The following is a 23864-nucleotide window of genomic DNA, read 5'->3' on the forward strand; positions in this document are numbered from 1 at the left end:
AGTATCGTCGGCCGGGTCCGCCCCGACCACGGGTTTAAGCGTCCGGCCCGACCGCCCCGGCCAGCTCGGCGATCTCCGCGGGCCCGACCCGGCAACAGCCGCCGACCAGCCGGGCCCCGGACGCCCGCCACTCGCGCACCCGCGCCGGGTCGTACGTGCCCCCGCCGCGCCAGCGCCTGCCCCGCGCGTCCCACTGCTCGCCGCTGTTCGGGTAGACGACGACCGGCTTTCCGGTCACCGAGGCCGCGAGCTCCACGGCCGCGTCCGCGTCGCGCGGCTCGCAGCAGTTGACGCCCACGGCGATCACCTGGTCGTTGCCCGCCGCGAGGGAGAAGGCCGCGTCCAGCGGCTGGCCGGCCCGGGTCTGCCCGCCCGCGATGCTGTACGACAGCCAGACCGGCGCCCCGGACCCCTCGACGGCCCGCAGCAGCGCCTCGGCCTCGTCGGTGTCGGGCACCGTCTCCAGCGCCAGCACATCGGGGGCCGCCGCGAGGAGTGCTTCGACCCGTGGCCGGTGGAAGCGCTCCAGCTCCCGCACCGAGAGCCCGTACCGCCCCCGGTACTCGCTGCCGTCGGCGAGCATCGCCCCGTACGGGCCGACCGAGGCCGCCACCCAGACCTCCCGGTCCGCGGACTCCCCCGCCGCCCGCGCCAGTTCGACGCTGCGCGCCAGCAGCTCCGCGGCCCCGGCCGGACCGACGCCCCGCCGGGCGAAGCCCTCGAACGTCGCCTGGTAGCTGGCGGTGATCAGCACCTGTGCGCCCGCCCGCACATACGCCGCGTGCGCCGCCGTGATCTGCTGCGGCCCGTCGGCGAGCAGCCGCGCCGACCACAGCGCGTCGGACAGGTCGCAGCCCTGTGCCTCCAGCTGGTTGGACAGACCGCCGTCGAGGACGACGGCCCGCCGGCCGGCGGCCTCGAGCGCGGCGGCAAGCGGACGGACGGGTTTCACGGTGGGCTCCTGGATCGGTCGGCCGTACGGATCAGTTCAGCTGGGACAGCACCTGCGAGGAGGTCAGCTCCAGGTGTTCGAGGTCGTCCAGGTCCAGCATCTGGAGGTAGACCCGGGACGTTCCGATCGCGGCGTACTGCCCGATCTTGTCGACCACCTCGGCGGGTGAGCCCGCCAGCCCGTTCGCCTTGAGCTCGTCCACGTCCCGCCCGATGGCCGCCGCCCGGCGCGCCACCTCCGCGTCGTTCTTGCCGACGCACGCCACCAGCGCGTTGGAGTACACCAGGTCGTCCGCCCTGCGACCGGCCTTCTCGGCGGCCGCCCTGACCCGTCCGAACTGCCGCTCGCTGTCCTCCAGCGAGGCGAACGGGATGTTGAACTCGTCGGCGTACTGCGCGGCCAGCCGCGGCGTGCGGACCGCGCCGTGCCCGCCGACCAGCACCGGCACCTTCGCCTGCGCGGGCTTGGGCAGCGCGGGCGAGTCCGTCAGCTGGTAGTACGTCCCGTCGTAGCTGAACGTCTTGCCGGCCTCCGTCGCCCACAGCCCGGTGACGATGGCCAGCTGCTCCTCCAGGCGGCCGAACTTCTCCTTCGGGAACGGGATGCCGTACGCCCGGTGCTCCTCCTCGAACCACCCCGCTCCCAGCCCGAGTTCGACCCGTCCGCCCGACATCTGGTCGACCTGCGCGACCTGGATGGCCAGCACGCCCGGCAGCCGGAACGTACCCGCGGTCATCAGCGTGCCGAGCCGGATCCGCTTGGTCTCGCGGGCGAGCCCGGCCAGCGTGATCCAGGCGTCGGTCGGCCCGGGGAGGCCGTCGCCCGGCCCCATGCGCAAGTAGTGGTCTGAGCGGTAGAAGGCGTCGAAGCCGAGGTCCTCGGTGGCCTTGGCGACGGTGAGCAGGGTGTCGTAGCTCGCCCCTTGCTGGGGCTCGGTGAAGATTCGAAGATCCATGCCTCCATCCTGCACCGTCGGACTGCCGCCAACCCCACCTGCCGCACCCGGCCCGCACCTGCACCTGCACCTGCACCTGTGCCTGCACCACCGGGCGAGCTCCCGCCGGCCGGGCGGGGCCGGCCCGTCAGAACGGCTCCGCCGCCGAGCCGCGGGCCGCGCTGCGGAGCCTGTCCTCCTCCCGCACCGCGAGCCGGCGCAATATCCCGCGCACCCGGTCGCTCGACTCGTCGGCGGCGTCGATGGCTTCGATGCACTGCCAGTAGAGGGCCTCCTCGTCCGTGGCGCACGCGACCCCGACGAGCGCGATCCCCACCTCCCCGAGCAGCCCGCCGAGCCGGACCAACGCCGTCCGCGCGTCACCCACTTCGGAGAGCTGTGCGGCCCGCGGCCGCGCGTCCGGTGGCAGTCTGACGGCGTCGTCCGCCACTCCCGCGTACAGCGCGGGGAGGTCGAGGACTCCGCAGCCCCGCCCGCCCGTCTCGCCCAGCCCCCGCGCCTCGCCCCTCAGCTCCGCCGGGCCGGTCAGCGCCAGCCGGCCGCCGATCGCCTGCGTCAGCGCCTGTGCCTGCCAGGCCTCCGCCAGGATCTCCGGTGCCGACCGGCTCTGCGCGAGTGCGTACCGGCTCTGCCCGATGAGCCTCACCGCGTCCATGCGTCCGCCCCCCGTCCCTGCCATGGCCCGCATCTTTCGCGCACCACTTCCCTGTCCACTACCCAGAGTGAAGGCGTGGGGCCCGGAAAGCCAGAGCTGTGCCGAAATCTGTGGACACAAATGCGATTTTGGATAGGTGCGTCACTCCGGAGAGTGACAATCCGTGGTTTCCGGCGCCGGAAAGCGCAGTTCGTTCCGGTCGATCTTCGCCGCCAGCGCCGCCAGCACATCGATCCCGAGCACCTCACTGAACTGCAGCAGGTACGCGAGGACATCGGCGACCTCGTCCGTCACCCGGTGCGCGGACCGCGGATCCTCCATCACCCGCGCCGACTCCTCGGGCGTCAGCCACTGGAAGATTTCCAGCAGTTCGGACGCCTCCACGCTCAGCGCCACCGCCAGGTTCTTCGGCGTGTGGTACGGCCCCCACCCCCGAGCCGCCGCGAATTGGGCCAGCCGCCGCTGCAGTCCCGCTACATCGAGTTCAGTCACGGCCCCAGGTCTACCACCGTCACTCCGTCCACTTCACGCGCGCACGAGGCGTCCGTGACCGTCCCCATCAGCCTGAGGTGTCCCCCGGCGCAGACCGAGGCCGCCAGCGCCACCAGTTCCCTCATCTGCCGCCCGTCCATCGACCGGTCGAAGCCGTCCGCGAGAACCGTCAGCGCCTGCATCGCCGCGGGCACCTCGGCGACGGTGTCCACGGCCAGCACCCCCGGCCCGGTCAGCAGCACGAGCGCGAGCGCCAGGTACCTCAGCTCACCGTCCCCGAGCCGCCCCACGGGCGTGGCCCACGGACCGCCCCGGTCCACCAGCGCCCGCACCTTCCCGTCCGCGAGCTCCTCCACGACCAGCGCCTCCACCGGCCCCGGGCACCCCGACCGCACCGTCGCGGCCAGCCGCGCGTGACGCTTCGCGCACTGGCGGTGCGTGCGCCACAGCACCTCCGCGAGGTTGTCGCAGCCGCGGCGCAGCCGGGCGTCGCCCAGCGCCACCGGCTCCCGCATGCGCGCGGGCTGCGGGTCGCACGCGAACACCGACCGCAGCGCCAGAACCACCTGCTCCGCGGCGGCCAGCACCCGCAACTGCCCCGCCGTCTTGCCGGCCACCCGCAGCGGCAGCAGCGCCGTACCCAGCCGGTCGCCGGGCAGCGGCGCCCGGGTCACCGGCGCCGTGCCCGCCGTGTACCAGGCCGCCTGCACCGTGCTGCGCCCCGGATCGCGCAGCGCGGTGGTCAGCAGCGTCTGCCCGTCGCAGGTCAGCCGCTCGCCGACGACGCGCAGTTCGGGTTCGGCCTGTACGGCGAGATCGAGGCGTACGGGGCCCGCGGGCCCCTCCACGGTGCAGCCGATCCTGAAACCCCGCCGCCCCTGGGCGTCGGGCCCCGTCCGCTCCGGCACGCATCCCGCCGGATCCCGGAACACCTCGCCCAGCGCGGCGCCCCCGCCGAGGCGGGCCAGCGCGTCGTACACCTCCAGGACGCTCGACTTGCCGCTGCCGCTGACGCCCGCGAACAGGGTCACCGGGCCGAGCGGGAAGGTCGCGCCGCGGTGCGACCTGAAGGCCGAGAGCCGCAGTTCGGTGACCGTGGGGACGCCACGGTCGTCGGCCGGGGGTCCGGGGCGCTGCCCCGGGGAGAGCACAGTCATGGCCGCGACGGTACGCAGTCCCTTACCTGACGAACCGTTACCTCTGACGGACGTTCCTACGTTTGAGGGACTGCGGCCACCTCGGCCCCCTCGACCTCCATGCCGGCCGGTGACAGCAGGAAGACGTTCCGGTCGACCCGGTGCATGCCGCTGCCGAGCCCGAAGACCACACCGCTGCTGAAATCGAGAATGCGCTTGGCCACATCGGCGTCCGCCGCGGTCAGGTCCAGGAGCACCGGTACCTGCGCGATCAGGTACTCCGCGACCTCACGGGCGTCGGAGAACACCTGCACGCGCAGCACGATCATCCGCCGGTGCTCGGCGGCCTCCTGCTCCTGCGGCATCGTGCGGTGATCGACCCTGGAGGGCCACTCGTTCCTGCTGCGCAGCGGCACGACCTGAGCGAGCCCGGCCCACTGTTCATCGGTGACGTCGTACCTGCTCACCGGACCACTCCGCTCACGTGCTGTGTCTGCATCCGGCCATCTTCCCGCGACTCACCCGTTCGGCCCAACAACGACACGGCGCGGATGGCGGGACTCACACCGGCGTGACGGTCTCCCGTACGGAGGACAGCGCGTGGGCGGTGGCCGGAGCGGGCGGGCCGGGACGGTTCACTCCTGCCGGTCCCCCGCCTTCCTGGACGCGCGCAGGAGCAGCATCGATGCGACGGCCAGCACCACCAGGACGATACCGGCAGCCACGTCGAAGACCTGTGCGCCGTCGAAGACCACGGTGTTCTGCAGGCTCAGCAGCCAAGGCGACGCGATGAGCCAGGCCCCCGCCACCAGGACGACCAGATCGGACCACATTCCGAAGTGCCACTTGAACCGCATCAGGGCGACGAAGAACACGATCAGCCCCACGGCCAGCTCGCTGCGGTGGATGTCCTTGGCCGAGTCGGGATAGCCCACGACCCAGGGGGCGACGAACAGGGCGATGCTGGCCAGCACCATCAGCAGCCCGAGGAGCTGTTCACGCTGGTCCCGCCGGAGAGAGCTCTTGGTGCCGGACGGCACGGACGCGCGTGAAGGCGACGAAGGGTTCCCGACATTCATGGTCCACTCCTCATATCGGCCGGGCCGGCCGTCCGTGCCGCCCCGGCCGGCGGGACGGCACCGGGCGGGGCCTGCGGTCTCGTTCTCTCCTCGTCCATGCCGCCGTGGCGGACGCCGCGCCGTGGAGCGGCGCCGTCATCGCGACGGGGTCCGGTACGGCGGGCGGGGGACGGTAGCTGCGGATCCCGCCCGCACCGCTGCCACTACGGCGTCGTGCAGGTTCCGGCTGTCGGTCTCCGAAGGGCAGGGGGTGGGGCTGCCCGACATGGTGAACCAGTCGGACGCTCCGCTGTACTGGACAGCGACACGCGCTTCCCCGCCCGCCCACGTGGTGTGCACGGTGAGGTCACCCGTCAGGACGCCCGCCTCGTCGGTGAGCACCCCGCCGCGGCCCGACAGCACCCCGAGCGTTGTCCATGAAGCCCAGTCCATATCCTCCAGCTTCACACCGGCGACCCGTATCCGCGACTGACGGCGGTGGTACGCGTCCTGTGCGGCGTACCGCCGCCGGCTCCGCGTCCCCGGTCAGCCCGCTGTGATGCCGCGGTCCGTGCGGTGGCCGTTCCCCGGGCCCGCTTCCTCCAGGTCGCGGAGCCGTGCTTCCACGCGGCCGTCCACGACGCGCGTGTCGAAAGCGGGCTGGGGGGCGGTCGCCGGGCCGCCCACGTTCCAGCCGTCGGACAGCCGGAAGGTACTGCCGTGCCAGGGGCACCGGACGCATCCGTCGATGATCTCCCCTTCCGACAGGGGCCCGGCCATGTGGCTGCACTGGTCGGCCAGGACGTGTACGGCCCCGTCCGCCTCGCGGACGACCATGACCGGCACCTCGTCCATGTGGCGCCGCACCGGTCGGCCCACCGGGAGGCCGGCCACGTCGCCCAGACCGTGCCAGCCGGGTTTCACCAGGTAAGGGATCTGTTCGGCGTGGTTGGCACCGGAGGCCTGGCGGTAGGCCAGGTGACCGCCCAGCGCGCCGCCGACACCGATGAGGGTCAGCCCGGCGAACCCCAGGGCTTTCCCGCGTCCGTGACGGCCGCGGGAACGCGCGGCGAAGGAGCCGGCGTAGAGCGTGGCCGCGCTGATGTTGGCCATGGCGTGGACCAGGCCCACGCGCATCTGCGGACGGCGCAGTTCCGCCCAGTCGGTCCAGCCCGCCACCGCCGCGGGCAGCGCGGCCATCAGACCCACTCCCACCAGGGCGCGCGCGGCCCGGTGCTGCCCGGGCAACAGGTCCAGGACCGCTGCGGACATCCAGGTGCCGATGGGCACCTGCACCATCAGAGGGTGCACCGGGTGCCCCAGCCAGCGCCCGTGCAGGGCGTCCCGGCCGCGCCCGAGCGGCACCGCGCGCACAGCCCGCCGCACAGCGTCGATCAGTCCGTCGGCCTCGGGCCGGCGCTCCAGACGGTCCACGGCGGAAAGAATCCGGCCGGGGCCTTTCCTCGACGTATCCATGGAACCCATGTAACCCACGCGGAGCCGCTGGAAACGGACCGAGCGGGCGAGTGGGTTACGAGGATCCACGGGACACCTGGGGCGACGGGCGGGCGAACGCCCTCGGACGGCTCGCGCCGGGTGGCGGATCCCGGGGCCCCGGAAGGGGGGAGGAACCCGCGCCGGCGTCGAGCCGCCTGAGGACGGTGGACCGGCGAGGAGCGATTCAGCCGTCGCTGCCCATGGCCCTGCGGACGGCGTCCTTGGTGCGGTCCATCAGCGCGGCCACCGGACCGAGCGCCATGTTGGCCGCGCCGGACTCCACTCCGGGGTGGGGCCGGGTAGGGGCCATGGCTTCGGCGGCCTTGACGCCCTTGGCCATGGAGGCGAGCCTGGCCGCGTCGGTGCTGCGCCGGATGTGGGTGAACTCGTAGCGTTCCTCGGCGCGCGCGTGCTCCTGGACGTCGGCCCGCAGGGCGATCAGCCGGGGCAGGAACTTCGGGTCGTCGGTGTCCATGTCGTCGAGCGCCGCGAGGGTCTCCTTGGCCTCCCGCTCCTCCCTCAGCCGGTCCTCGACGACCTGCTCACCGCCCGGGAGATTGCGGCGGGCGAAGGGATGGACCACTTCCTCCTCGGCAGTCTCGTGCACGGCGAGGAGACGTACCAGACGGCGGAAGGCGTCCTTGCGTGCGTCACCCGTCGCCTGCTCGACTTCGTCGAAGAGATTGCGGATGTCTCCGTGCTGGCGCATGAGCAGCGCCACCACATCGGTGTCGGCCGCGTGATCGTCGCCGGCCTGCGGAGTGTGCGTCTCAGTCATGCCGAACCTTCCGTCAGCTGTTCTCTCGCATGGCGGGATCGGGGTGCTCGCCCTCGGTCTCCAGCCGGTACTCGCGGCCGAACATGGCGTCGTGCTGGGTGATCACCTGCTCGCTCGGGGGCTCTTCGCCGCCGTGGATCTGCTCCTGCATCTGCTCGAAGCGCTCGTGCGCGTCGCGGACGTAGCCGGCGCCCAGTGTCGTCAGGTCCATCTGGGTGCCGAGCAGCTCGCGCAGGTACGCCTTGTTCGGCTCGAAGGTCAGGACGTTGGGCAGCTGCGGCGCGAGGATCTCCGCGGGATCACGGCCGTCGTGGCGCCGCATGAGGTCGCAGGCGATGTGCAGGTGCTCGAGCTCCATGTTCAGGTGCAGCTCCCAGATCGCCTTCACCCTGGGGTCGCTCTCCTGCTCCATGAAGGAGTAGTAGAGGTAGCACTCGTTGTACTCGTGGTTGACGAGCTGCTCCCACCACGTCTCGCCCGGGTCGACGAGCGACTCGTAGTGGGTGACGTGCTCCTCCTCGATCAGCCCGATCTCCTGGTAGAGCTGACGGGCGATCGGCTCCATGTAGGTGGGGCCGGTGTTCATGTAGAAGTTCATCGTCTGCTGCTCCGCCGACAGGACCGTCAGCGCGTGCAGCTTGGACAGGGGGTCGGTCCGGGTCCGGTCGTACGGGTCGCGGACGTTGTCCACCGGGTTCCGGTGGTGGTACTTGGTCGGGCGGCCCGGAATGACCTCCGTGAGGCCGTCGACGATCGACTCCGCCTTGCGGTGCTCGATCATCTCGTACAGGTTCGCGTACCGGTACAGATGGTCGAAGTCCTCCAGCACGCCGAACTGATAGGCCTGCTTGAGGTACGGGTCCGGCTCCATCCGCGCGATCCACGCGGTGAGGTCGACCGCGACCTGCTCATAGGCGATCGTCGTCTCCAGCACCGAAGACACGCCGGGCAGAAGCCAGTTCACGGCTTTCTGCTGCTGCGCCTCGATGTAGCGGGTCCTCGCCAGCTGCCTCTTGATCTCCGGATCGACGGTGTGACGAGCGAGCTGGTGGCTGAACAGGATCGCCTCCACCTCGATCCCGTTCATCGTGATGATCCGGCACCGGGTGTACGGATCACAGTGATCGGGGTCGATCGGCTCGACATTCAGTTCCCGCCAGTTCCTGAGCTGACGGTCCAGCGGGATACCGCGTTGCTCCAAAGGATTGAACGTCATGTGCGCCTCCTTGACGGACCGGTTTCGAACTGCCGGAGTACCCCGAAGAACCTTGTCCACACGGAGTACGACAGAACGCTGGCCATGCTCCGGGCGCCATGGGGCGCACCTGCGGAACCGCGCGCCGGAGCCGGCGCACTCTCACTCGTCCGGGCCAGTCACGACGCGTGAACCCCTGCCCTCGGCGGGGGTTCGTCCCGGGTGCAATTTTCGAACCGTTCAAGGGCGTTGAGCTATTAGATGTCTATTGTGAAACCTGGTTCGGCAGCGCGCCGATGCGATGCGCAGTGCATAAAGTTTGGGATAGCGACGAGGGGGTACTTCGCCGCGCGACCTGCCCACGCATGAGCCCATAAGGATTCGTATGGCCACATCGACCGAGCCGGTCGCCCCTGTCCCCGTAGCAGGCCGCGGCGTGGGTCGCGTGGTGGTGAACTGGATGACCACCACGGATCACAAGAAGATCGGGCATCTTTATCTGATCACATCGTTCATGTTCTTTCTCTTCGGCGGGTTGCTCGCCCTGGCGATGCGGGCGGAGCTGGCCCGGCCGGGCATCCAGATGCTCTCGAACGAGCAGTACAACCAGGCATTCACCATGCACGGCACGGTGATGCTGCTGCTGTTCGCCACCCCGACCTTCGCCGGATTCGCCAACGCCATCATGCCGCTGCAGATCGGCTCGCCCGACGTGGCGTTCCCGCGGCTGAACATGCTGTCGTACTGGCTCTTCCTCTTCGGCGGGCTCATCGTGGTCACAGGCCTTCTGACCACGAACGGCACGGCCGACTTCGGCTGGACCGCCTACACCCCGCTCAGCCGCGCGGAACGCTCGCCCTCCATCGGCTCCGACATGTGGATCATGGGGCTGGCGCTCTCCGGATTCGGCACGATCCTCGGCGCGGTCAACTTCATCACCACGATCATCTGCATGCGCGCCCCGGGCATGACGATGTTCCGCATGCCGCTGTTCACGTGGAACGTGCTGCTCACCTCCGTCCTGGTCCTGCTCGCCTTCCCGGTCCTCGCGGCCGCGCTGCTGGTCCTGGAGTCGGACCGCCGCTTCGGCTCCCTCGTCTTCGCCCCCGAGAACGGCGGATCACTGCTGTGGCAGCATCTGTTCTGGTTCTTCGGGCATCCGGAGGTCTACGTCCTGGCGTTGCCGTTCTTCGGCGTGGTGACCGAAATCTTTCCGGTCTTCTCACGCAAACCGATCTTCGGCTATGTGGGGCTGGTCGGCGCCACCATCGCCATCACCGGGCTTTCGCTGACCGTATGGGCGCACCACATGTTCGCCACCGGCGCGGTCCTGCTGCCGTTCTTCTCCTTCATGACGTTCCTCATCGCCGTTCCGACCGGTGTCAAGTTCTTCAACTGGATCGGCACGATGTGGAAAGGGTCCATCTCCTTCGAGACCCCCATGCTGTGGGCCGTCGGCTTCCTCGTGACGTTCCTGTTCGGCGGGCTGACCGGCATCATCCTCGCCTCGCCGCCGATGGACTTCCACGTCACCGACTCGTACTTCGTCGTCGCCCATTTCCACTACGTGCTGTTCGGCACGATCGTTTTCGCGATGTTCGCCGGGTTCCATTTCTGGTGGCCGAAAATGACCGGCACCATGCTCGACGAGCGCCTGGGGAAGATCCATTTCTGGACGCTCTTCGTCGGATTCCACATGACGTTCCTCGTGCAGCACTGGCTGGGCGCGGAGGGCATGCCCCGCCGTTACGCCGACTACCTTGCCGCCGACGGGTTCACCGGGCTCAACACCCTGTCGTCGATCGGCGCTTTCCTTCTGGGCCTGTCGACGTTGCCGTTCCTCTACAACGTCTGGAAGACCGCGAAGTACGGAAAGCGGATCGAAGTCGACGACCCCTGGGGGTACGGGCGTTCCCTGGAATGGGCGACCTCCTGCCCGCCGCCCCGCCACAACTTCCTCACCCTGCCGAAGATCCGCTCCGAATCCCCCGCCTTCGATCTGCACCACCCCGCTGTGGCCGCCATTGACCGGGTGGAGAACGAGGGGCTCCGCGACGTGGCCGAACCCGGCGAAGGCACGGCCTCCCCGCTGTCCGACCGCAAGAACGGGAAGTGACGCCGGGAAAGTGACGCCCGCCAAAAAAGCGACGTCCGGGGGAGCCGCGTCTGCCCGGGAGCGTCAGACGGGGAGGAGGACTCCCCCGCCGGAAGGCTCCTCACCCAGCTGCTCGTGGGCGTCCGCACGAGCGGCGCCCACGTCCCGCGTGCCGGTGGAGACGCACAGCGTGTGGGTGACGTCCTCCATCCACCGGCGCACCTCGGGACTGCCGGCACCGGCGTGCAACGCCGCAAGCGCCTCGTACTGCTCGACCGGATCACGCCGAACCGGAGGGTGAGCCATCAGCACGACAGGTCTCCTCACACTCCCCCACACGCCGTCATTCGGTTGATCGAGCGCTTTCCCAGTGACTCGTCTCGCGTTCGTCGTCCGCTGCCCGTGCCGGTTTCGCACGAGCAGCGGACGGTGTACGGAGCGAAACCCCCGGCGCCTCATGCCCCTGCCCCCGACGCAGCCGCGCGGCAAGCCCGCCGGGAGGGACACGCCCTCCGGCCGGACTTCCTGGCGCCCAGGACGGCGTCCTCGTCCGGGAAGCGTCCAACCGCAGGTCATGTGTCCTTCTTGATCGGATCCGGGATCGTCACGCACTCCACCTGGTGCGCCATCGGAACTGTTCGCCGGTCCCGCGGGGTGGTCGTCGGCCGCGGCGAGCAGACGGTCAGCCGCAGCCCTCGCCGCCGGGGCGGCAGCCGCACACGTCCATCTCGACACCGGCAGCCGGAGCGGCGGCAGAAGCGGTGGGCGCGCAGCAGCCCTTGCCCTGCCAGGCGTCGTGTCCTTCCTTGACGGCGATGGCCGCGATGACGAGGGCGGCGATCGGGTCGGCCCAGGACCAGCCGAGGGTGGCGTTCAGGACCAGGCCGACGAGGAGCACGGCGGAGAGGTAGGTGCACAGCAGGGTCTGCTTGGAGTCGGCGACCGCGCTGGCGGAGCCGAGTTCACGTCCGGCCTTGCGCTGGGCGGCGGAGAGGAACGGCATGATCGCGAGGGAGAGCGCGGCGAGGACGATGCCGGGGATGGAGCGTTCGGCCTCGTTGGTGCCGGTCAGCGCGCGGACGGCGTCGACGGTGACGTAGGCGGCGAGGACGAAGAAGGAAACGGCGATGATCCGCAGGGTGCGCTGTTCGCGTGCTTCCCGGACGGCGTGGTCGCGGGCGGAGAACTGCCAGGCGACCGCGGCGGCCGAAGACACCTCGATGACCGAGTCGAGTCCGAAGCCGATCAGCGCGGTGGAGGAGGCGAGAGTCCCGGCGGTGATCGCGACGATCGCCTCGATGACGTTGTAGGTGATGGTCGCGGCGACCAGCAGGCGTATGCGTGCGGCGAGGGCTTCGCGGCGGGCCGGGGACGGGCCGAGGGCCAGGGATATCTCTGCGGTCATGGTCAGCAGCACCCCTTGTCGGCGGCGTCCGGGCACGTGCGGTCGGCCTCGACGGCCACCACGGCGGTCCGCAGGTCGTCGAGGGCGTGGCCGAGGCGTTCGTCGGCGAGTTCGTAGCGGGTGCGCCGGCCTTCCGGGAGGGCGACGACGAGGCCGCAGTCGCGCAGGCAGGCCAGCTGGTTGGACAGCCGGGTGCGCGAGATGCCGAGGTCGTCGGCCAGGTCGGAGGGGTGGGCGGGGGCCTCGCGCAGGGCGAGCAGGATGCGGCAGCGGATCGGGTCGGCCAACGCGCGGCCGAACCGGGTCAGGGCGTCGAGGTCGGTGGCGAGGGTCAGCATGACCGCAACAGTACATACATTCCTGAATTCAGGAAACAGTGAACTATCGTTGCGCGCTCGCGCCACGAAGGCACGCCCGCGCCCGTACACGCCGGTTCGCCACCGAGACGGCCACCGCCCGCCGGGAGTCGGGCCGGCGGACCGATGACGCGCAGCGCCTCCCGCACGCACCCCCGATCACGGAGCCGGGCGGCTTGGCCGCGGACCGCCGCCTGTCGGCGACGGCCTCGCGCTCCGGCCGGGGCGGCGTGCGCGGCTGGAACCCTGACGTTCCGATCCCTGCCCGTCGCCGCCTCACGGCCTTCCGTCGACACTCATCCGTGGATACCCCCCCAGGTATATCTGTTACGGTGGAAACAGATACCCCGGGGGGTAAATATGTGACGGGAGAGTGCCGTGTTCTTTGTCGACGTCCTCCAGACCGAGGGTCTGGGCAACCGCAGTTATCTGGCGGGGGGTGCCCGAGCGGCCGTGGTGGTGGATCCGCCGCGGGACATCGACCGGGTGATCGCGGCTGCCACCCGCCGGGAGGTGCGGATCGTGGCGGTCGCGGAGACGCACGTGCACAACGACTACGTGACCGGAGGTCCGGAACTGGCCCGGCTGACCGGTGCCCGCTATCTGGTGCCCGCCGGGGCGTCGGTGGCGTACGCGCGGATCGCGGTGGCCGACGGTGATGTCGAGGAGATCGAGGAGGGTGTGCTGCTGCGGGCCGTGGCCACCCCCGGGCACACGCCGCACCACACCTCCTACGTACTGGAGGAAGCAGGACGCGCGGTCGCCGCGTTCACCGGCGGATCGCTGCTGATCGGCAGCGTGGGCCGTCCGGACCTTGTGGAGCCACGGCTGACCGAGGGACTGGCGCGGGCGCAGCACGCTTCCGCGCACCGCCTCGCGGCAGAGCTGGACGACGAGGTCGCTGTGATGCCCACGCACGGGTTCGGCAGTTTCTGCTCCTCCGCGCAGGCCGGCGGCGAGCACAGCACGATCGGCGCGGAGAAGACGTCCAACCCGGTGCTGGCCCAGGACGTGGAGACGTTCGTCAAGGAGCTGCTGGCCGGGCTGGACGACGTCCCGGCCTACTACGCACACATGGGGCCGGCCAACGCCGCGGGCCCCGCGCCGGTGGACCTGACCGCGCCGGAACGAGCCGACGCCGGGGAGATCGCCCGCCGCCTGGCGGCCGGTGAGTGGGTGGTGGACCTGCGCAGCCGCGTGGCGTTCGCCGAGGGGCATGTGGCGGGCTCGTTCAACTTCGAGGCCGAAGGACAGCTTGCGACCTATCTGGCGTGGCTGATCCCGTGGGGCAGGCCGGTGACGCTGCTGGCCCGGAGCGCCGAGGAGGTCGCCCGCGCGCAGCGCGAGCTGGCCCGGGTGGGGATCGACCGCCCGGCCGCCGCGGCCGTCGGCTCTCCGACCGACTGGACCAGCGCCGAGGCGCCGCTCGCCTCGTTCCCGCGGGCGGCGTTCGCCGACCTGGCCGCCGCCCGCGAGCGGGGCGAGGACGTGGTGGTGCTGGACGTGCGCCGCGCCGGTGAGCGGGCCGGCGGCTGGATCGGGGGCAGCGTGCACGTTCCGGTCCACGAGGTGCACCAGCGCCTTCACGAAGTTCCCGCGGGGACGGTGTGGGTGCACTGCGCCGGCGGGATGCGTGCGGCGATCGCCGCTTCCGTCCTGGACGCCGCCGGACGCGATGTGGTGGCCGTCGACGACGGTTACCCGGCCGCCGCGGCCGCCGGCCTCCCGGTTGTCACGCGCGCCCAGCACTGACCGCACCACCCTGCTCCACCGGGCCACCGGGCCACCGGGCCACCGGCCGAGCAGGGGCTTCGTGAGGAAACACCATGTCCTTGTCACCACACGGCCCCGCCCGTGTCACACCTGCGCAGGCGCACCGCGCCTTCGGGGACGGTACGGCGGTACTGCTCGACGTCCGGGGGGTCGATGAGCTCGAAGCCGGCCACGCGCCCGGTGCGCTGCCGGTGCCGTCGGCACGGCTGACCGGCGGTGCGGAGGTGCCCGGCAGCGGGAGCGGGAGCACCGTGGTGCTGCTGTGCCGTTCCGGGCGCCGCTCCCAGCACACCGCGCGGCTGCCGGCCGAACGCGGGGCGGAGGCGGTCGACGTCACCGGCGGAATGGGCGCCTGGGCCGCCGAGGTCCTGCCCGTCCAGGACGTGCACGGGGCTGCGGACACCGTCATATGACCGCACTCGTTCTCGCCCTGCTCGCCGGAGCGCTGGTCGGTCTCGCCCTGGGCTCGCTCGGTGCGGGCGGCAGCATCCTGACCGTACCCGCCCTGATCTACCTGCTCGGCTTCAGTCCGGCCGAGGCCACCACCGCCGGCCTCGTCATCGTGATCGTCACCTCGTTCACCGCGCTGATGGGCCACGCCCGGGCGGGAGCGGTGCACTGGCGGGCCGGACTGCTGTTCGCCGCGGCCGGCCTGCCGCCCGCCGCGGCGGCGGGCCTGCTGTCCGCGCACCTCCCCGCCGCCGTACTGACGTCGGCCTTCGCCCTTCTCTCCGCGCTGGCCGGACTGCGCATGCTGCGCCGCCGGACACCACAGGAGAACGGAACGGTGTCGGCGCCCCGCGCGGCAGGGGCAGGGGCCGCCCTGGGCGCGGTGACCGGTTTCCTCGGGGTCGGTGGCGGCTTCCTCGCCGTCCCCGCGCTGGTGTCCGTGCTGGCGGTGCCGATGAGCGTGGCCGTCGGCACCAGCCTGCTGGTCATCATCGCCAACGCCCTGGTCGCTCTCGCGGCCCGTGCGGCCACCGAGGTCAGCCTGGACTGGGCCCTGATCATGCCGTTCATCGCGACGGCGGTCCTGGGCGCCTGGGACGGCAAGCGGCTGGCCACGAAGATCCGACCCGCCGTCCTGCAGCGGGCCTTCGGCGGTCTGCTGCTTGCCGTGGCCGCGGTGATGGCGACCGGCGCCCTGCGGTGATACAGCCGTGGGGCCTGCCGCGGACGCCCGTTGTCGGGGCGTCCGCGGCAGGCCCCACGGGATGCGCAGCTCTCAAGCCAGCGAAAGGAACAGCTTCTCCAGCCGGGCCCGCATCTGCGCGGAGTCCTGCATCTGCGGGTCCTCACTGGTCATGCACTGCTGCAGACCCGTGGCGATGATCGAGAACCCGGCCCGGTCCAGCGCCTTGGAGACCGCCGACAACTGCGTGACGACGTCCTCGCAGTCCCGGCCCTCCTCGATCATCCTGATCACTCCCGCGAGTTGCCCCTGCGCCCGCCGCAGCCGGTTCAACGCCGACTTCAGCTCCTCGGCACTCATGTCGAGCTGCACACCATCCTCCTCACATACCCCCACCCGTATCTTACCGTGGGGGACCGTCCAGAAAGGCACCAGCTCCATGGCCACCGCCACCGCACTGACCCCCGCCCAGGCCGTCGCCCGCCTCGGCGACTTCACCGTGATCGACGTGCGCACCCCCGGCGAGTACGCCGCCGGGCACCTGCCCGGCGCTCACAACATCCCGCTGGACCGCCTGGGAGAAGCTGCGGACGCCCTCCAGCAGGCCGCCCGGCGCACGCCGCTCCTCCTCGTCTGCGCCTCCGGAGCCCGATCCGCCAGGGGCTGCGAGCAACTGGCCGCCCAGGGCACCGACGCCGCCACACTGGACGGCGGCACCAGCGGCTGGGCCGCCGCGGGCCACGGCATCGAGCGCCCGGCGGGCGCACGCGCCACCTGGCCCATGGACCGCCAGGTCCGCCTCGCCGCCGGCACCCTGGTCCTCGCCGGCTTCCTGGCCGGTCTCGCCTGGGCTCCCGCCCATTGGCTGTCCGGGGCCATCGGCGCCGGACTCGTCTTCTCCGGCGTGACCAACACCTGCGGCATGGCCGCCGCCCTGGCCAGACTGCCCCACAACCGGCCCCCCAGGAACACTGTCTCCTTCGAGGAGACCCTGCTGCTCCTGACCGGCTGAGAGCCCCGCCCCGGTACGCTCGGGCAGCCGCCCGGCCGCGCCTTGCAGGATTCGTTCCGAGGTACGGGTGGGGGAACGTTCCGGAACAGGTGGTCCGCGCAAGTCCGCACGGCCGTGCGGGACGGGGCGGTAGGGCCGGGCGGTAGGGCCGGGCGGTGGGGCTCGACGTCGCCGGGCAGGGTGTCCGGGCGCAGGCCGGCCTCGGTGCCGGCCCTGCCCCGGCGGGGCAGGGCCGGGGAGTGGTCAGGCACCGTCCGGCAATGACGGAGGAATAGCGGTCGACACACCCGAGGACCTCGCCGGGGCGGGCGTGCTCCTTCGCTCCCGCCTGATCCGACATCACTCGAACTGGCGGGAAGCGCGCGCCGAGCAGCCGGGGGCTGACCGGTGTACCCGCGCCCGGGGGCAGCGGCTGGACGCAAGCATTTCGACGGGACGGCAACCGTTCCCGACTCTGCGGCAACTGTTGAGCAGCCCGTTCCTCACGGGCGCCCCCACATACCTACAGATCGGGAAAACACTCATGCGTGAGCGGCACGGTCACGGCAAGGCGCGGCACCGCAGAAGGAAGACGGCCCTGCTGGCAGGGGTCCCGCTGGCGCTGGCCGCCGCAGGGGCCATGGCCTACGGCACGGCTTTCGGGGTGTTCGGAGAGGAGGCGCAGCCGAAGGCCGCGGCGGCCGCCGCGCCGGACTGGGCCGACGACACCGCTGACGGTTTCGCGTCGGTCCACGCGCTCGGGCAGCAGGGGACGTACGGCGGCAGGGGTGGGAAGACGGTCACCGTGCGGACCCTCGCCGATCTGGAGAAGTACGCGACCGCCCGGGAGCCGTACGTCGTCGTGGTGGCCGCCACGATCTCGATGAACCCCAAGGGCAAGGAGATCAAGGTCGCCTCCGACAAGACGATCGTCGGCGCGGGCACCTCGGGGCAGATCGTGGGCGGTGGCTTCTTCCTCGGCCAGGGCGTACACAACGTGATCATCCGGAACCTCACGATCCGGGATTCGTACCAGGGGATCCGGAACGACAAGGAGCACGACTGGGACGCCATCCAGATGGACGGCGCACACCACGTCTGGATCGACCACAACAACTTGCGGCACATGGCCGACGGTCTGATCGACAGCCGCAAGGACACCACCTACGTGACGGTGTCCTGGAACAGGCTCAGCGACAACAACAAGACGTTCGGCATCGGCTGGACCGAGAACACGACCGCCGACCTGACGATCCACCACAACTGGTTCCGGGAGACCGAGCAGCGCAACCCCTCGACCGACAACGTCGCGCACGCCCACCTCTACAACAACTACCTCCAGGACGACCCCGGCACCGGCATCACGTCGTCCTACGGCAACTACGCGCGCGGCAGGACGAAGATGGTCCTGGAGAACAGCTACTTCCAGGGCGTGACCAACCCCGTCATCAAGGACGGCACGGCCGGCCTGGTCCAGCGCGGCAACGTCTTCACCCGCACCAGCGGCCGCAACGAGAGCGGCGGCACCGCGTTCGACCCGAAGGCGTACTACAACTACCGTCTCGACAGGGCGGCCGACGTCCCCGCGCTCCTCAAGTCCGGTGCCGGGCCCCGGAGTTCGATCGGTACGCCGGTGAGCGCCGGTGCGGCGGCCGCCGCCGCGCAGAGCATCCTGACCGTGGCCAGGGACGGCAGCGGCCGGTACAAGAGCGTGCAGAAGGCCGTCGACGCCGTCCCGGCGGGCAACACCTCGCGCGTCGTGATCCGGATCGCGCCCGGCACGTACCGCGAGACGGTGAAGGTCCCGGCGAACAAGCCGCACATCACCTTCGAGGGCACCGGCCGCAGCCGCAAGGACACCGTCATCGTCGAGGGCCACGCCTCGGGGATGGCCAGGCCGGACGGCTCGGGCACCTACGGCACCGGCGGCAGCGCGACCGTCGCCGTGGAGGCCGACGACTTCCGGGCCCGCAACCTCACCGTCTCCAACGACTTCGACGAGGCGAAGCACCAGCATCTGAACGGCCAGCAGGCGGTGGCGCTGCGCACCGCCGCCGACCGCATCCGCCTGGACGCCCTCATCATCAGCGGCGACCAGGACACCCTGCTCCTCGACACGGCGGGCAAGGACCGCACGGGCCGGGTGTACCTGACCAACTCCTACGTCATCGGCAACACCGACTTCGTCTTCGGCCGCGCCACCGCGGTCATCGACAAGTCCGTCCTCACCCTGAAGAAGCGCTGGAACGGCACCTCGGCCGGGTACGTCACCGCGCCCAGCACCCCCTCCGGCCGCAAGGGCTTCCTCATCACCCGCACCACCATCGACGGCGACGTGGCCGCCCGGAGCTTCTTCCTCGGCCGCCCCTGGCACGCCGGCGGTGACGCGAGCCTCGACCCGCAGACCACCATCCGCGACAGCATCCTCGGCGCGGCCGTCAAGGCCGCTCCCTGGACGGACATGGGCGGCTTCTCCTGGAAGAACGACCGTTTCGCCGAGTACGGCAACGAGGGCCCGGGCGCAGGCGCCGCCGGCGGTGACCGCCCGCACCTGACGGACGCCCAGGCCGCCGCCCAGGAGACGGCGGACTGGTTCGGCGGCTGGAAGCCCACCGGCGCATGATCCCCGGCCCCGGGAGGTAAGCCGGGGCGCCCGCCGGGCCGCCTGAGCGGCCTGCTCCTGGAAGACATCGCCCACCCCGCCCGTGGGCCGTGTACGGACAACGGCAGTCGCCCGGCCTGCGTCACGCCCTCGAAGAGGGTGGGGAAGGGCCGCACTTCTCCCTCCACCCCGAGCCGGGCGGAACTCCAACCGGGACCAACCGACACCGAGCCTCCGACCTGCCCGAGCAGCATCCCCGCAGGCCAGATCAGCAACCGGACCCCGTTCGGGACGAAGAGGCCGTGGGTTCACATCCCGCCACCCCGGCAGCCGGAGAAACAGGTCAGCGATCAGCCGCTGAAGGCAGTCGGCCCCTGTCTTCGCATGCGTGTCCAAGATGCCGTCCATGGCCACCGTGCCGACCCGATCGCACATCGATTCAGCCGATCGTCCATGACGGCTGCGGGGCGCCCCTGTCCGCCCGCGCCGGGGCCTCCGCGCGCCGACGGGGACCGGGAGTGCCGTCGGGCAACAGGCGATGCAGACCAAGCGGTTGCTCACTGCTACTCTTCCGGATCTCGTCCGGACATTCATATGTCGCACACACGGCACGCACAGGCGCCCGGTTCCGGGGGCCCGAGGTCACTGCGAGGAGACATCGCCCGTGGGCACAGTCGTCGACGACGCCGCCTCCGTGGAGTTCCATGCCTTCTTCGAGCGGCACTACACCGAACTGGCCCGGTTCGCACATCTGTTGACCGGCGAGGCGGATGCCGCCGACGACCTGGCCGCGGATGCGTTGCTCGCACTGTGGCACCGCTGGGACCGGGTGCGGGCGAGCGAGCACCCGGTGGCGTACGCCCGGGGCGTGGTCGCCAATCTGGCCCGGACGCGGATACGCAGCGCGGTGCGCGAGCGGCGGCGCATCGCGCTGTTCTGGGCGCAGCGGGAGGAGAAGGCCGAGAATCCGGACGTGGCCGGGGTGGTCGACGTACAGGGGGCGCTGCGCAGGCTGCCGTTCCGGAAGCGGGCGTGTGTCGTGCTGCGCCATGCGTTCGACCTGTCCGAGAAGGACACCGCGCTGGCCCTGGGCGTGTCGGTCGGTACGGTGAAGAGCCAGACGTCGAAGGGGATGGCCGAGCTGCAGCGGCTGCTCGGCGCGCAGGGCGCTCCGCGTAAGGTGCACGCGGCGATGGCGCGTACCGGGACTACCGGAGGAAGGGACCGATGACCATGCGGCGGGACGTGCACGACGAGCTGCGCGCCCGGCTGCACGAGGCGGCCGGGGCGCACCGGCCCGACCGCGCGCGGATCCTGGCACGGCTCGAACGCGGCATGGCGCAGGAGGACCTGCCCCGCTCCCGTGCGGCCCGTCCTCCCCGGTTCGGCTGGGTGCGCGCGGTGGGTGTCACCGCGGCGGTCTCGGGGATCCTCGCCGCCGGCGGCTACGGCGTGGCCTCCGTGGTGGACGACGGGCCTCCGCAACAGACGGTCGCGGTCCCGCCGACCCCCACCCCCACCTCCACGCCCGCCCCGTCGACGGACGCGACGCGCCGGGTGCCCTCGCCGGTGGACCCGACGCCCGTGGATCCGGCACCCGCGGACCCCACGCCGAACACCTCCCGCGAGCCCCGCCGGCCGAGCGCCTCCCCGTCGCGTACGCCCGATGCCGGCGCGCCCGCCGCCGGTGAGCAGGACGGGCCGCTGTGGTCGGACGGCTCCGTGGACCCGCACAGCAACGACTTCTGGGCGCAGAGCAACGTCACCCTCAAGACGCGCGAGGAACTGACTGCGCTGACCGTCGAGTTGTGGATCGCCCGGACCGGCGGGGTCACCTCCGCCGGTGCCTGGCGGTCGCTGCCCGAGGCCGACTTCACACTGACGATCGCCGAGAAGGACGGCTTCCTCGTCCACACCTGGGTGCTCAGGCAGGGCCGTACGGTCCCGGCCGGCCAGTGGGTGTTCGCCGGGCAGTACAACCACGCCCGCGGCGGCCGGGACGCCCGGGAGGACCGCTACGCGGCCACCGCCCGGACCGGGAGCGAACAGCTCGCCGTGTCGGGCGGCTTCGCCCGGCACGACGACTGATTCCAGAAACGCGGCAACCTTTTCCCCGCCCGCGGCGACCGGAAGGCGCAAGATCTTCCCTCACGCAAGGAATGGGCATGACTGCACGAGCTGAACAGCGCGTCCGCCACCGTCGCCGGGTCACCACGCGCCGGGCGGTGATCAGCGGAGCCGCCGCCCTCGGGCTGACCGGTGCGGCGATCGTCACCACGACCATGCTGTCCCCCGCCGGGGCCGCCGCGTCCTGGCCCTCGGACACCGGCAGCAAGCCGGTGCCGAAGACCATCCCGGTCTCCGGTGAGTACGACGGCGGGATGAAGAAGTTCTACGGCACCGGCGCCCTGGGCGGCAGCGGCCAGGACGAGGGCCAGTCCCCCCTCTTCGAACTGGCCGACGGCGCCGTCCTGAAGAACGTCATCATCGGCACGCCCGCCGCCGACGGCGTCCACTGCAAGGGCAGCTGCACGCTGCAGAACGTGTGGTGGCTGGACGTCGGCGAGGACGCCGCCACCTTCAAGGGCAAGTCGGCTTCCGCGACGTACAAGGTCATCGGCGGCGGGGCGAAGAAGGCCGACGACAAGGTCCTCCAGTTCAACGGGGCCGGCAAGCTCACCGTGACCGGCTTCCAGGTCGAGGGCTTCGGCAAGCTCGTCCGCTCGTGCGGCAACTGCAAGACGCAGCACAAGCGCGCGATCGTGCTGAGCGACATCGACGTGACCGCGCCGGGCAAGTCGATCGTCGGCGTCAACCAGAACTACGGCGACACCGCGGCGCTCTCGAAGGTCCGGATCCACGGTGACGCGAAGAAGAAGATCAAGACCTGCGTGCGCTTCAAGGGCAACAACACCGGCAAGGAGCCGACCCAGCTGGGCAGCGGCCCCGACGGCACCACGTGCCGCTTCTCGGCGTCGGACATCACGTACAACTGAGCCGTACGCATGAGCCGTACCACTGCTGACTGACGTACGTCGGCGCCGTCACCACCCCGCGGCGGCGCCGACGCCCGGACCGTCACCCGTCACCCGTCACCCGGACTCGCGCCCGGTCACCGCGCCGCGCGGGGCGGCGCGGAGAGCCACCGCACTCACCGGACGGACAGGGGCGGCCATGAGCCACCCGGCCGCCGCCGACGGCGGCCACTCCACCGGCGGTACGGAACCCGGTACGGAACACCACGCCTACGCCCACCACACCGCTCCACCGTGCTCCCCCGCCCCGGCACCGCGCCACAACGGCCGGACGTCGGCGGGGACGATGCTCGCCGGGATGCTGCTGCTGGTGGAAGGCGTGCCCGGGATGCCGCAGGGCATCGCGAACATCGCCGAGGACGACGGGTACCCGGGAGTCCGCCCCTCCCGATCAGGGGAGAGCGGGCTCCGACAACGCGCTCGTCCGGGGAAATCCGCTCACTCCTCCCCGCGTCACTTCTCAGGCCGACATGTGGGAGGACGTTCCTTCGGACCGGCCGGGGTCGGCCGCCTCACACCTCGGTGATCCGGGCCGGCTCGGTTCGGCGGAGTTCATACGCTTCGGCGAGGAGAAGGTAGCTGCTGGCGGTCCAGGTGTAGGCGCGGTCGCGCAGGCCGCTGCCGGTGAGGGCGTCGAAGTTCTCCGCGAAGCCGGAGGTCTCGCACAGCGCGCGGAAGCGGGCGCTGGTGTCGTCGGCGAGGCGGAGGTGTCCTGCGCGGCGCAGTCCGTCCTCGATGAGCACGGTGGAGGGGCCCAGATCGGTCCGCGCTCCTGGTCACGAAGCCCTTCGGCCGGACGGTCGCGGACCACAGTACGTAGGCGGGACGGCGAGGCCACCGTCTCCGTCGACCACCTGGGCGGCGGGCTGGCGAGCCTGGCCGTCAACGGCGAGAAGGCGGACACGCCAGCCGTGGGAGGCACGGGGAAGGGTGCGAACACGGTCAAGCTGTTCCTGTCCGGTGGCATCAACAAGATCACCCTGACCGGTACCTCGGGCACGCCGGTACCTCGGGCACGCCGGTCCTCGACCGTCTGCGGGTCGCGAAGTCGCAGGGCACGCTGAGACCCAGCGTCCACCAGGCCGAGAACGGTTCCGTGACCGACGCGGCCAAGGTGACCGGTACGCACACCTTCGCCGCCGGCGGCAAGGCCGTCACCGACATCGGCAGCGGGAAGGCCAACGCCCTCATCCTCGACGTGACGGCCGCCAGGGCCGGCCGCCACGCGTTGACCATCCGCTATTCCAACGCCGAGCAGGCACCCGCCACTTACTACAATCCCGACCCGGTCGCCCGGCACGCGGACCTGTCCGCCAACGGTGGGGGGAGCCGCCGTGTGCTGTTCCCGACCACCTTCCACTTCAACGACTTCTGGGAAGTGAGCGTCCCGGTCACGCTCGGGCAGGGCACGAACCGGCTGTCGTTCACCGCCGAGGAACTGCCCGACTTCGACGGGACACCCACAACCCGTACGACCAGCGGTCACCGTACGCACCGGTGATCGACCAGGTCGCCGTCACGCCGCTGTCCGCCCCGCAGTTCCACCCCGGAGCCGCTGAGGCGGGGCTGCCGACGTCCCACGGCGCCTCGTCTCGGCACCGGCCGTGTTGACACCGCAGGAGTGGGGCCAAGAAGACTGCCGAACTGTGCGCCATCGAAGGTGACCCGCCGGGTGGCCGACCCGGCCGTCATGTCGGCGGTGCGGGACGTGATGCCGGTGTTGTACTGATGCACCAAGCGCCCGGCATGAGCCGGGC

26 protein-coding genes and 1 pseudogene are annotated in these 23864 nt (G+C 71.2%); 11 read left to right on the plus strand and 16 right to left on the minus strand.

Translation table 11 applies throughout. The features are described 5' to 3' along the window. Window positions 1-34: 34 nt before the first annotated feature. From mmuM to BN1555_RS06975, 11 genes are all read right to left on the minus strand, one after another. Entirely contained in the window at window positions 35-952 is a 918-nt protein-coding gene (gene mmuM, locus BN1555_RS06925; protein WP_093798558.1) for a homocysteine S-methyltransferase, read from the minus strand. A gap of 31 nt (window positions 953-983) precedes the next feature. Further along, window positions 984-1907 carry an LLM class F420-dependent oxidoreductase gene (locus BN1555_RS06930; RefSeq protein ID WP_093798559.1) on the minus strand — a complete coding sequence of 308 codons (924 nt, stop codon included), beginning with the start codon at window positions 1905-1907 and terminating at the stop codon, window positions 984-986. A 127-nt stretch (window positions 1908-2034) separates the two neighbouring features. Beyond that, on the minus strand, window positions 2035-2562 hold the full coding sequence (locus BN1555_RS06935) for a DUF6099 family protein (protein ID WP_093803241.1): 528 nt from the start codon (window positions 2560-2562) through the stop codon (window positions 2035-2037). Between the two features lie 141 nt (window positions 2563-2703). Further along, on the minus strand, window positions 2704-3054 hold the full coding sequence (locus tag BN1555_RS06940) for a nucleotide pyrophosphohydrolase (RefSeq protein ID WP_093798560.1): 351 nt from the start codon (window positions 3052-3054) through the stop codon (window positions 2704-2706). After that, window positions 3051-4211, minus strand: coding sequence for an AAA family ATPase (locus BN1555_RS06945; RefSeq protein WP_093798561.1), 1161 nt, complete (start codon window positions 4209-4211; stop codon window positions 3051-3053). Before BN1555_RS06945 ends, BN1555_RS06940 begins: the two co-directional genes overlap by 4 nt. 56 nt (window positions 4212-4267) lie before the next feature. Then, entirely contained in the window at window positions 4268-4657 is a 390-nt protein-coding gene (locus BN1555_RS06950; RefSeq protein WP_093798562.1) for a cell division protein SepF, read from the minus strand. A gap of 168 nt (window positions 4658-4825) precedes the next feature. After that, window positions 4826-5269: an SPW repeat domain-containing protein gene (locus BN1555_RS06955; RefSeq protein WP_107081066.1), complete on the minus strand. Its 444-nt coding sequence runs from the start codon at window positions 5267-5269 to the stop codon at window positions 4826-4828. Window positions 5270-5404: 135 nt separating this feature from the next. After that, on the minus strand, window positions 5405-5701 hold the full coding sequence (locus BN1555_RS06960; protein ID WP_093803242.1) for a hypothetical protein: 297 nt from the start codon (window positions 5699-5701) through the stop codon (window positions 5405-5407). Between the two features lie 93 nt (window positions 5702-5794). Further along, the gene (locus BN1555_RS06965) at window positions 5795-6724 is read right to left on the minus strand and encodes a Rieske (2Fe-2S) protein (RefSeq protein WP_093803243.1); all 930 of its coding nucleotides are present in this window, start codon (window positions 6722-6724) and stop codon (window positions 5795-5797) included. Between the two features lie 205 nt (window positions 6725-6929). Beyond that, window positions 6930-7523 (minus strand): hemerythrin domain-containing protein, encoded by a 594-nt coding sequence (locus tag BN1555_RS06970; protein ID WP_093798564.1) that lies wholly within the window; start codon window positions 7521-7523, stop codon window positions 6930-6932. Between the two features lie 13 nt (window positions 7524-7536). Then, a complete protein-coding gene (locus BN1555_RS06975) occupies window positions 7537-8739 on the minus strand; it encodes a hypothetical protein (protein ID WP_093798565.1) in 1203 nt (400 codons plus the stop codon). 364 nt (window positions 8740-9103) lie between these two features. Here BN1555_RS06975 and ctaD point away from each other — a divergent pair, with 364 nt between their 5' ends. Beyond that, a complete protein-coding gene (ctaD, locus tag BN1555_RS06980) occupies window positions 9104-10834 on the plus strand; it encodes an aa3-type cytochrome oxidase subunit I (RefSeq protein ID WP_093798566.1) in 1731 nt (576 codons plus the stop codon). A gap of 63 nt (window positions 10835-10897) precedes the next feature. Here ctaD and BN1555_RS06985 read toward each other — a convergent pair whose 3' ends face one another. From BN1555_RS06985 to BN1555_RS06995, 3 genes are all read right to left on the minus strand, one after another. Next, on the minus strand, window positions 10898-11125 hold the full coding sequence (locus BN1555_RS06985; RefSeq protein ID WP_093798567.1) for a DUF5133 domain-containing protein: 228 nt from the start codon (window positions 11123-11125) through the stop codon (window positions 10898-10900). Window positions 11126-11495: 370 nt separating this feature from the next. After that, complete coding sequence (locus tag BN1555_RS06990; protein ID WP_093803244.1) at window positions 11496-12218, minus strand: cation efflux transmembrane domain-containing protein; 723 nt, start codon at window positions 12216-12218, stop codon at window positions 11496-11498. A gap of 2 nt (window positions 12219-12220) precedes the next feature. Further along, window positions 12221-12556, minus strand: coding sequence for an ArsR/SmtB family transcription factor (locus BN1555_RS06995; protein ID WP_093798568.1), 336 nt, complete (start codon window positions 12554-12556; stop codon window positions 12221-12223). Window positions 12557-12952: 396 nt separating this feature from the next. On the opposite strand from BN1555_RS06995, the gene BN1555_RS07000 reads away from it, so the two are divergent. The 3 genes from BN1555_RS07000 to BN1555_RS07010 all read left to right on the plus strand — a co-directional run bounded on the left by BN1555_RS07000 (window position 12953) and on the right by BN1555_RS07010 (window position 15500). Beyond that, the gene (locus BN1555_RS07000) at window positions 12953-14326 is read left to right on the plus strand and encodes an MBL fold metallo-hydrolase (protein WP_093798569.1); all 1374 of its coding nucleotides are present in this window, start codon (window positions 12953-12955) and stop codon (window positions 14324-14326) included. A 74-nt stretch (window positions 14327-14400) separates the two neighbouring features. Further along, complete coding sequence (locus BN1555_RS07005) at window positions 14401-14760, plus strand: rhodanese-like domain-containing protein (protein WP_093798570.1); 360 nt, start codon at window positions 14401-14403, stop codon at window positions 14758-14760. Then, the gene (locus BN1555_RS07010; protein WP_093798571.1) at window positions 14757-15500 is read left to right on the plus strand and encodes a sulfite exporter TauE/SafE family protein; all 744 of its coding nucleotides are present in this window, start codon (window positions 14757-14759) and stop codon (window positions 15498-15500) included. Before BN1555_RS07005 ends, BN1555_RS07010 begins: the two co-directional genes overlap by 4 nt. A gap of 72 nt (window positions 15501-15572) precedes the next feature. On the opposite strand, the gene BN1555_RS07015 is transcribed toward BN1555_RS07010, so the two are convergent. Continuing rightward, the gene (locus BN1555_RS07015) at window positions 15573-15851 is read right to left on the minus strand and encodes a metal-sensitive transcriptional regulator (RefSeq protein WP_093803246.1); all 279 of its coding nucleotides are present in this window, start codon (window positions 15849-15851) and stop codon (window positions 15573-15575) included. 67 nt (window positions 15852-15918) lie between these two features. Here BN1555_RS07015 and BN1555_RS07020 point away from each other — a divergent pair, with 67 nt between their 5' ends. The 6 genes from BN1555_RS07020 to BN1555_RS38420 all read left to right on the plus strand — a co-directional run bounded on the left by BN1555_RS07020 (window position 15919) and on the right by BN1555_RS38420 (window position 22633). Then, window positions 15919-16491 (plus strand): rhodanese-like domain-containing protein, encoded by a 573-nt coding sequence (locus tag BN1555_RS07020; RefSeq protein ID WP_093798572.1) that lies wholly within the window; start codon window positions 15919-15921, stop codon window positions 16489-16491. A 523-nt stretch (window positions 16492-17014) separates the two neighbouring features. Next, on the plus strand, window positions 17015-19093 hold the full coding sequence (locus BN1555_RS07025; protein ID WP_093798573.1) for a pectinesterase family protein: 2079 nt from the start codon (window positions 17015-17017) through the stop codon (window positions 19091-19093). A 643-nt stretch (window positions 19094-19736) separates the two neighbouring features. Further along, window positions 19737-20303, plus strand: coding sequence for a SigE family RNA polymerase sigma factor (locus BN1555_RS07030; RefSeq protein WP_093798574.1), 567 nt, complete (start codon window positions 19737-19739; stop codon window positions 20301-20303). Further along, window positions 20300-21160 carry a hypothetical protein gene (locus BN1555_RS07035; protein WP_093798575.1) on the plus strand — a complete coding sequence of 287 codons (861 nt, stop codon included), beginning with the start codon at window positions 20300-20302 and terminating at the stop codon, window positions 21158-21160. The genes BN1555_RS07030 and BN1555_RS07035 overlap by 4 nt, the downstream gene beginning before the upstream one ends. A 77-nt stretch (window positions 21161-21237) precedes the next feature. Next, a complete protein-coding gene (locus BN1555_RS07040) occupies window positions 21238-22068 on the plus strand; it encodes a pectate lyase (RefSeq protein WP_093798576.1) in 831 nt (276 codons plus the stop codon). A 178-nt stretch (window positions 22069-22246) separates the two neighbouring features. Beyond that, entirely contained in the window at window positions 22247-22633 is a 387-nt protein-coding gene (locus tag BN1555_RS38420; RefSeq protein WP_141662818.1) for a hypothetical protein, read from the plus strand. On the opposite strand, the pseudogene BN1555_RS07045 reads toward BN1555_RS38420, so the two are convergent. Continuing rightward, window positions 22620-22876, minus strand: a pseudogene (locus tag BN1555_RS07045) (glycogen debranching protein); the annotation flags it as partial. The gene BN1555_RS38420 and the pseudogene BN1555_RS07045 overlap by 14 nt on opposite strands. A 327-nt stretch (window positions 22877-23203) precedes the next feature. Here BN1555_RS07045 and BN1555_RS38870 point away from each other — a divergent pair. After that, window positions 23204-23608, plus strand: a complete 405-nt coding sequence (locus tag BN1555_RS38870) for a carbohydrate-binding protein (protein WP_176709977.1) — start codon at window positions 23204-23206, stop codon at window positions 23606-23608. Window positions 23609-23864: the final 256 nt, after the last annotated feature.

The organism is Streptomyces sp. Wb2n-11, from assembly GCF_001049855.1.
GTDB classification, from domain to species: Bacteria; Actinomycetota; Actinomycetes; order Streptomycetales; family Streptomycetaceae; genus Streptomyces; species Streptomyces altiplanensis.

What these genes read in the sequence shown, in the direction of transcription:
- BN1555_RS06930 (WP_093798559.1), bottom strand. Translation starts at nt 1,907, where the DNA reads ATGGATCTTCGAATCTTCACCGAGCCCCAGCAAGGGGCGAGCTACGAC.
- BN1555_RS06935 (WP_093803241.1), bottom strand. Translation starts at nt 2,562, where the DNA reads ATGGACGCGGTGAGGCTCATCGGGCAGAGCCGGTACGCACTCGCGCAG.
- BN1555_RS06945 (WP_093798561.1), bottom strand. Translation starts at nt 4,211, where the DNA reads ATGACTGTGCTCTCCCCGGGGCAGCGCCCCGGACCCCCGGCCGACGAC.
- BN1555_RS06955 (WP_107081066.1), bottom strand. Translation starts at nt 5,269, where the DNA reads ATGAATGTCGGGAACCCTTCGTCGCCTTCACGCGCGTCCGTGCCGTCC.
- BN1555_RS06960 (WP_093803242.1), bottom strand. Translation starts at nt 5,701, where the DNA reads ATGGACTGGGCTTCATGGACAACGCTCGGGGTGCTGTCGGGCCGCGGC.
- BN1555_RS06965 (WP_093803243.1), bottom strand. Translation starts at nt 6,724, where the DNA reads ATGGATACGTCGAGGAAAGGCCCCGGCCGGATTCTTTCCGCCGTGGAC.
- BN1555_RS06970 (WP_093798564.1), bottom strand. Translation starts at nt 7,523, where the DNA reads ATGACTGAGACGCACACTCCGCAGGCCGGCGACGATCACGCGGCCGAC.
- BN1555_RS06975 (WP_093798565.1), bottom strand. Translation starts at nt 8,739, where the DNA reads ATGACGTTCAATCCTTTGGAGCAACGCGGTATCCCGCTGGACCGTCAG.
- ctaD (WP_093798566.1), top strand. Translation starts at nt 9,104, where the DNA reads ATGGCCACATCGACCGAGCCGGTCGCCCCTGTCCCCGTAGCAGGCCGC.
- BN1555_RS06990 (WP_093803244.1), bottom strand. Translation starts at nt 12,218, where the DNA reads ATGACCGCAGAGATATCCCTGGCCCTCGGCCCGTCCCCGGCCCGCCGC.
- BN1555_RS06995 (WP_093798568.1), bottom strand. Translation starts at nt 12,556, where the DNA reads ATGCTGACCCTCGCCACCGACCTCGACGCCCTGACCCGGTTCGGCCGC.
- BN1555_RS07005 (WP_093798570.1), top strand. Translation starts at nt 14,401, where the DNA reads ATGTCCTTGTCACCACACGGCCCCGCCCGTGTCACACCTGCGCAGGCG.
- BN1555_RS07010 (WP_093798571.1), top strand. Translation starts at nt 14,757, where the DNA reads ATGACCGCACTCGTTCTCGCCCTGCTCGCCGGAGCGCTGGTCGGTCTC.
- BN1555_RS07020 (WP_093798572.1), top strand. Translation starts at nt 15,919, where the DNA reads ATGGCCACCGCCACCGCACTGACCCCCGCCCAGGCCGTCGCCCGCCTC.
- BN1555_RS07025 (WP_093798573.1), top strand. Translation starts at nt 17,015, where the DNA reads ATGCGTGAGCGGCACGGTCACGGCAAGGCGCGGCACCGCAGAAGGAAG.
- BN1555_RS07035 (WP_093798575.1), top strand. Translation starts at nt 20,300, where the DNA reads ATGACCATGCGGCGGGACGTGCACGACGAGCTGCGCGCCCGGCTGCAC.
- BN1555_RS07040 (WP_093798576.1), top strand. Translation starts at nt 21,238, where the DNA reads ATGACTGCACGAGCTGAACAGCGCGTCCGCCACCGTCGCCGGGTCACC.
- BN1555_RS38420 (WP_141662818.1), top strand. Translation starts at nt 22,247, where the DNA reads ATGAGCCACCCGGCCGCCGCCGACGGCGGCCACTCCACCGGCGGTACG.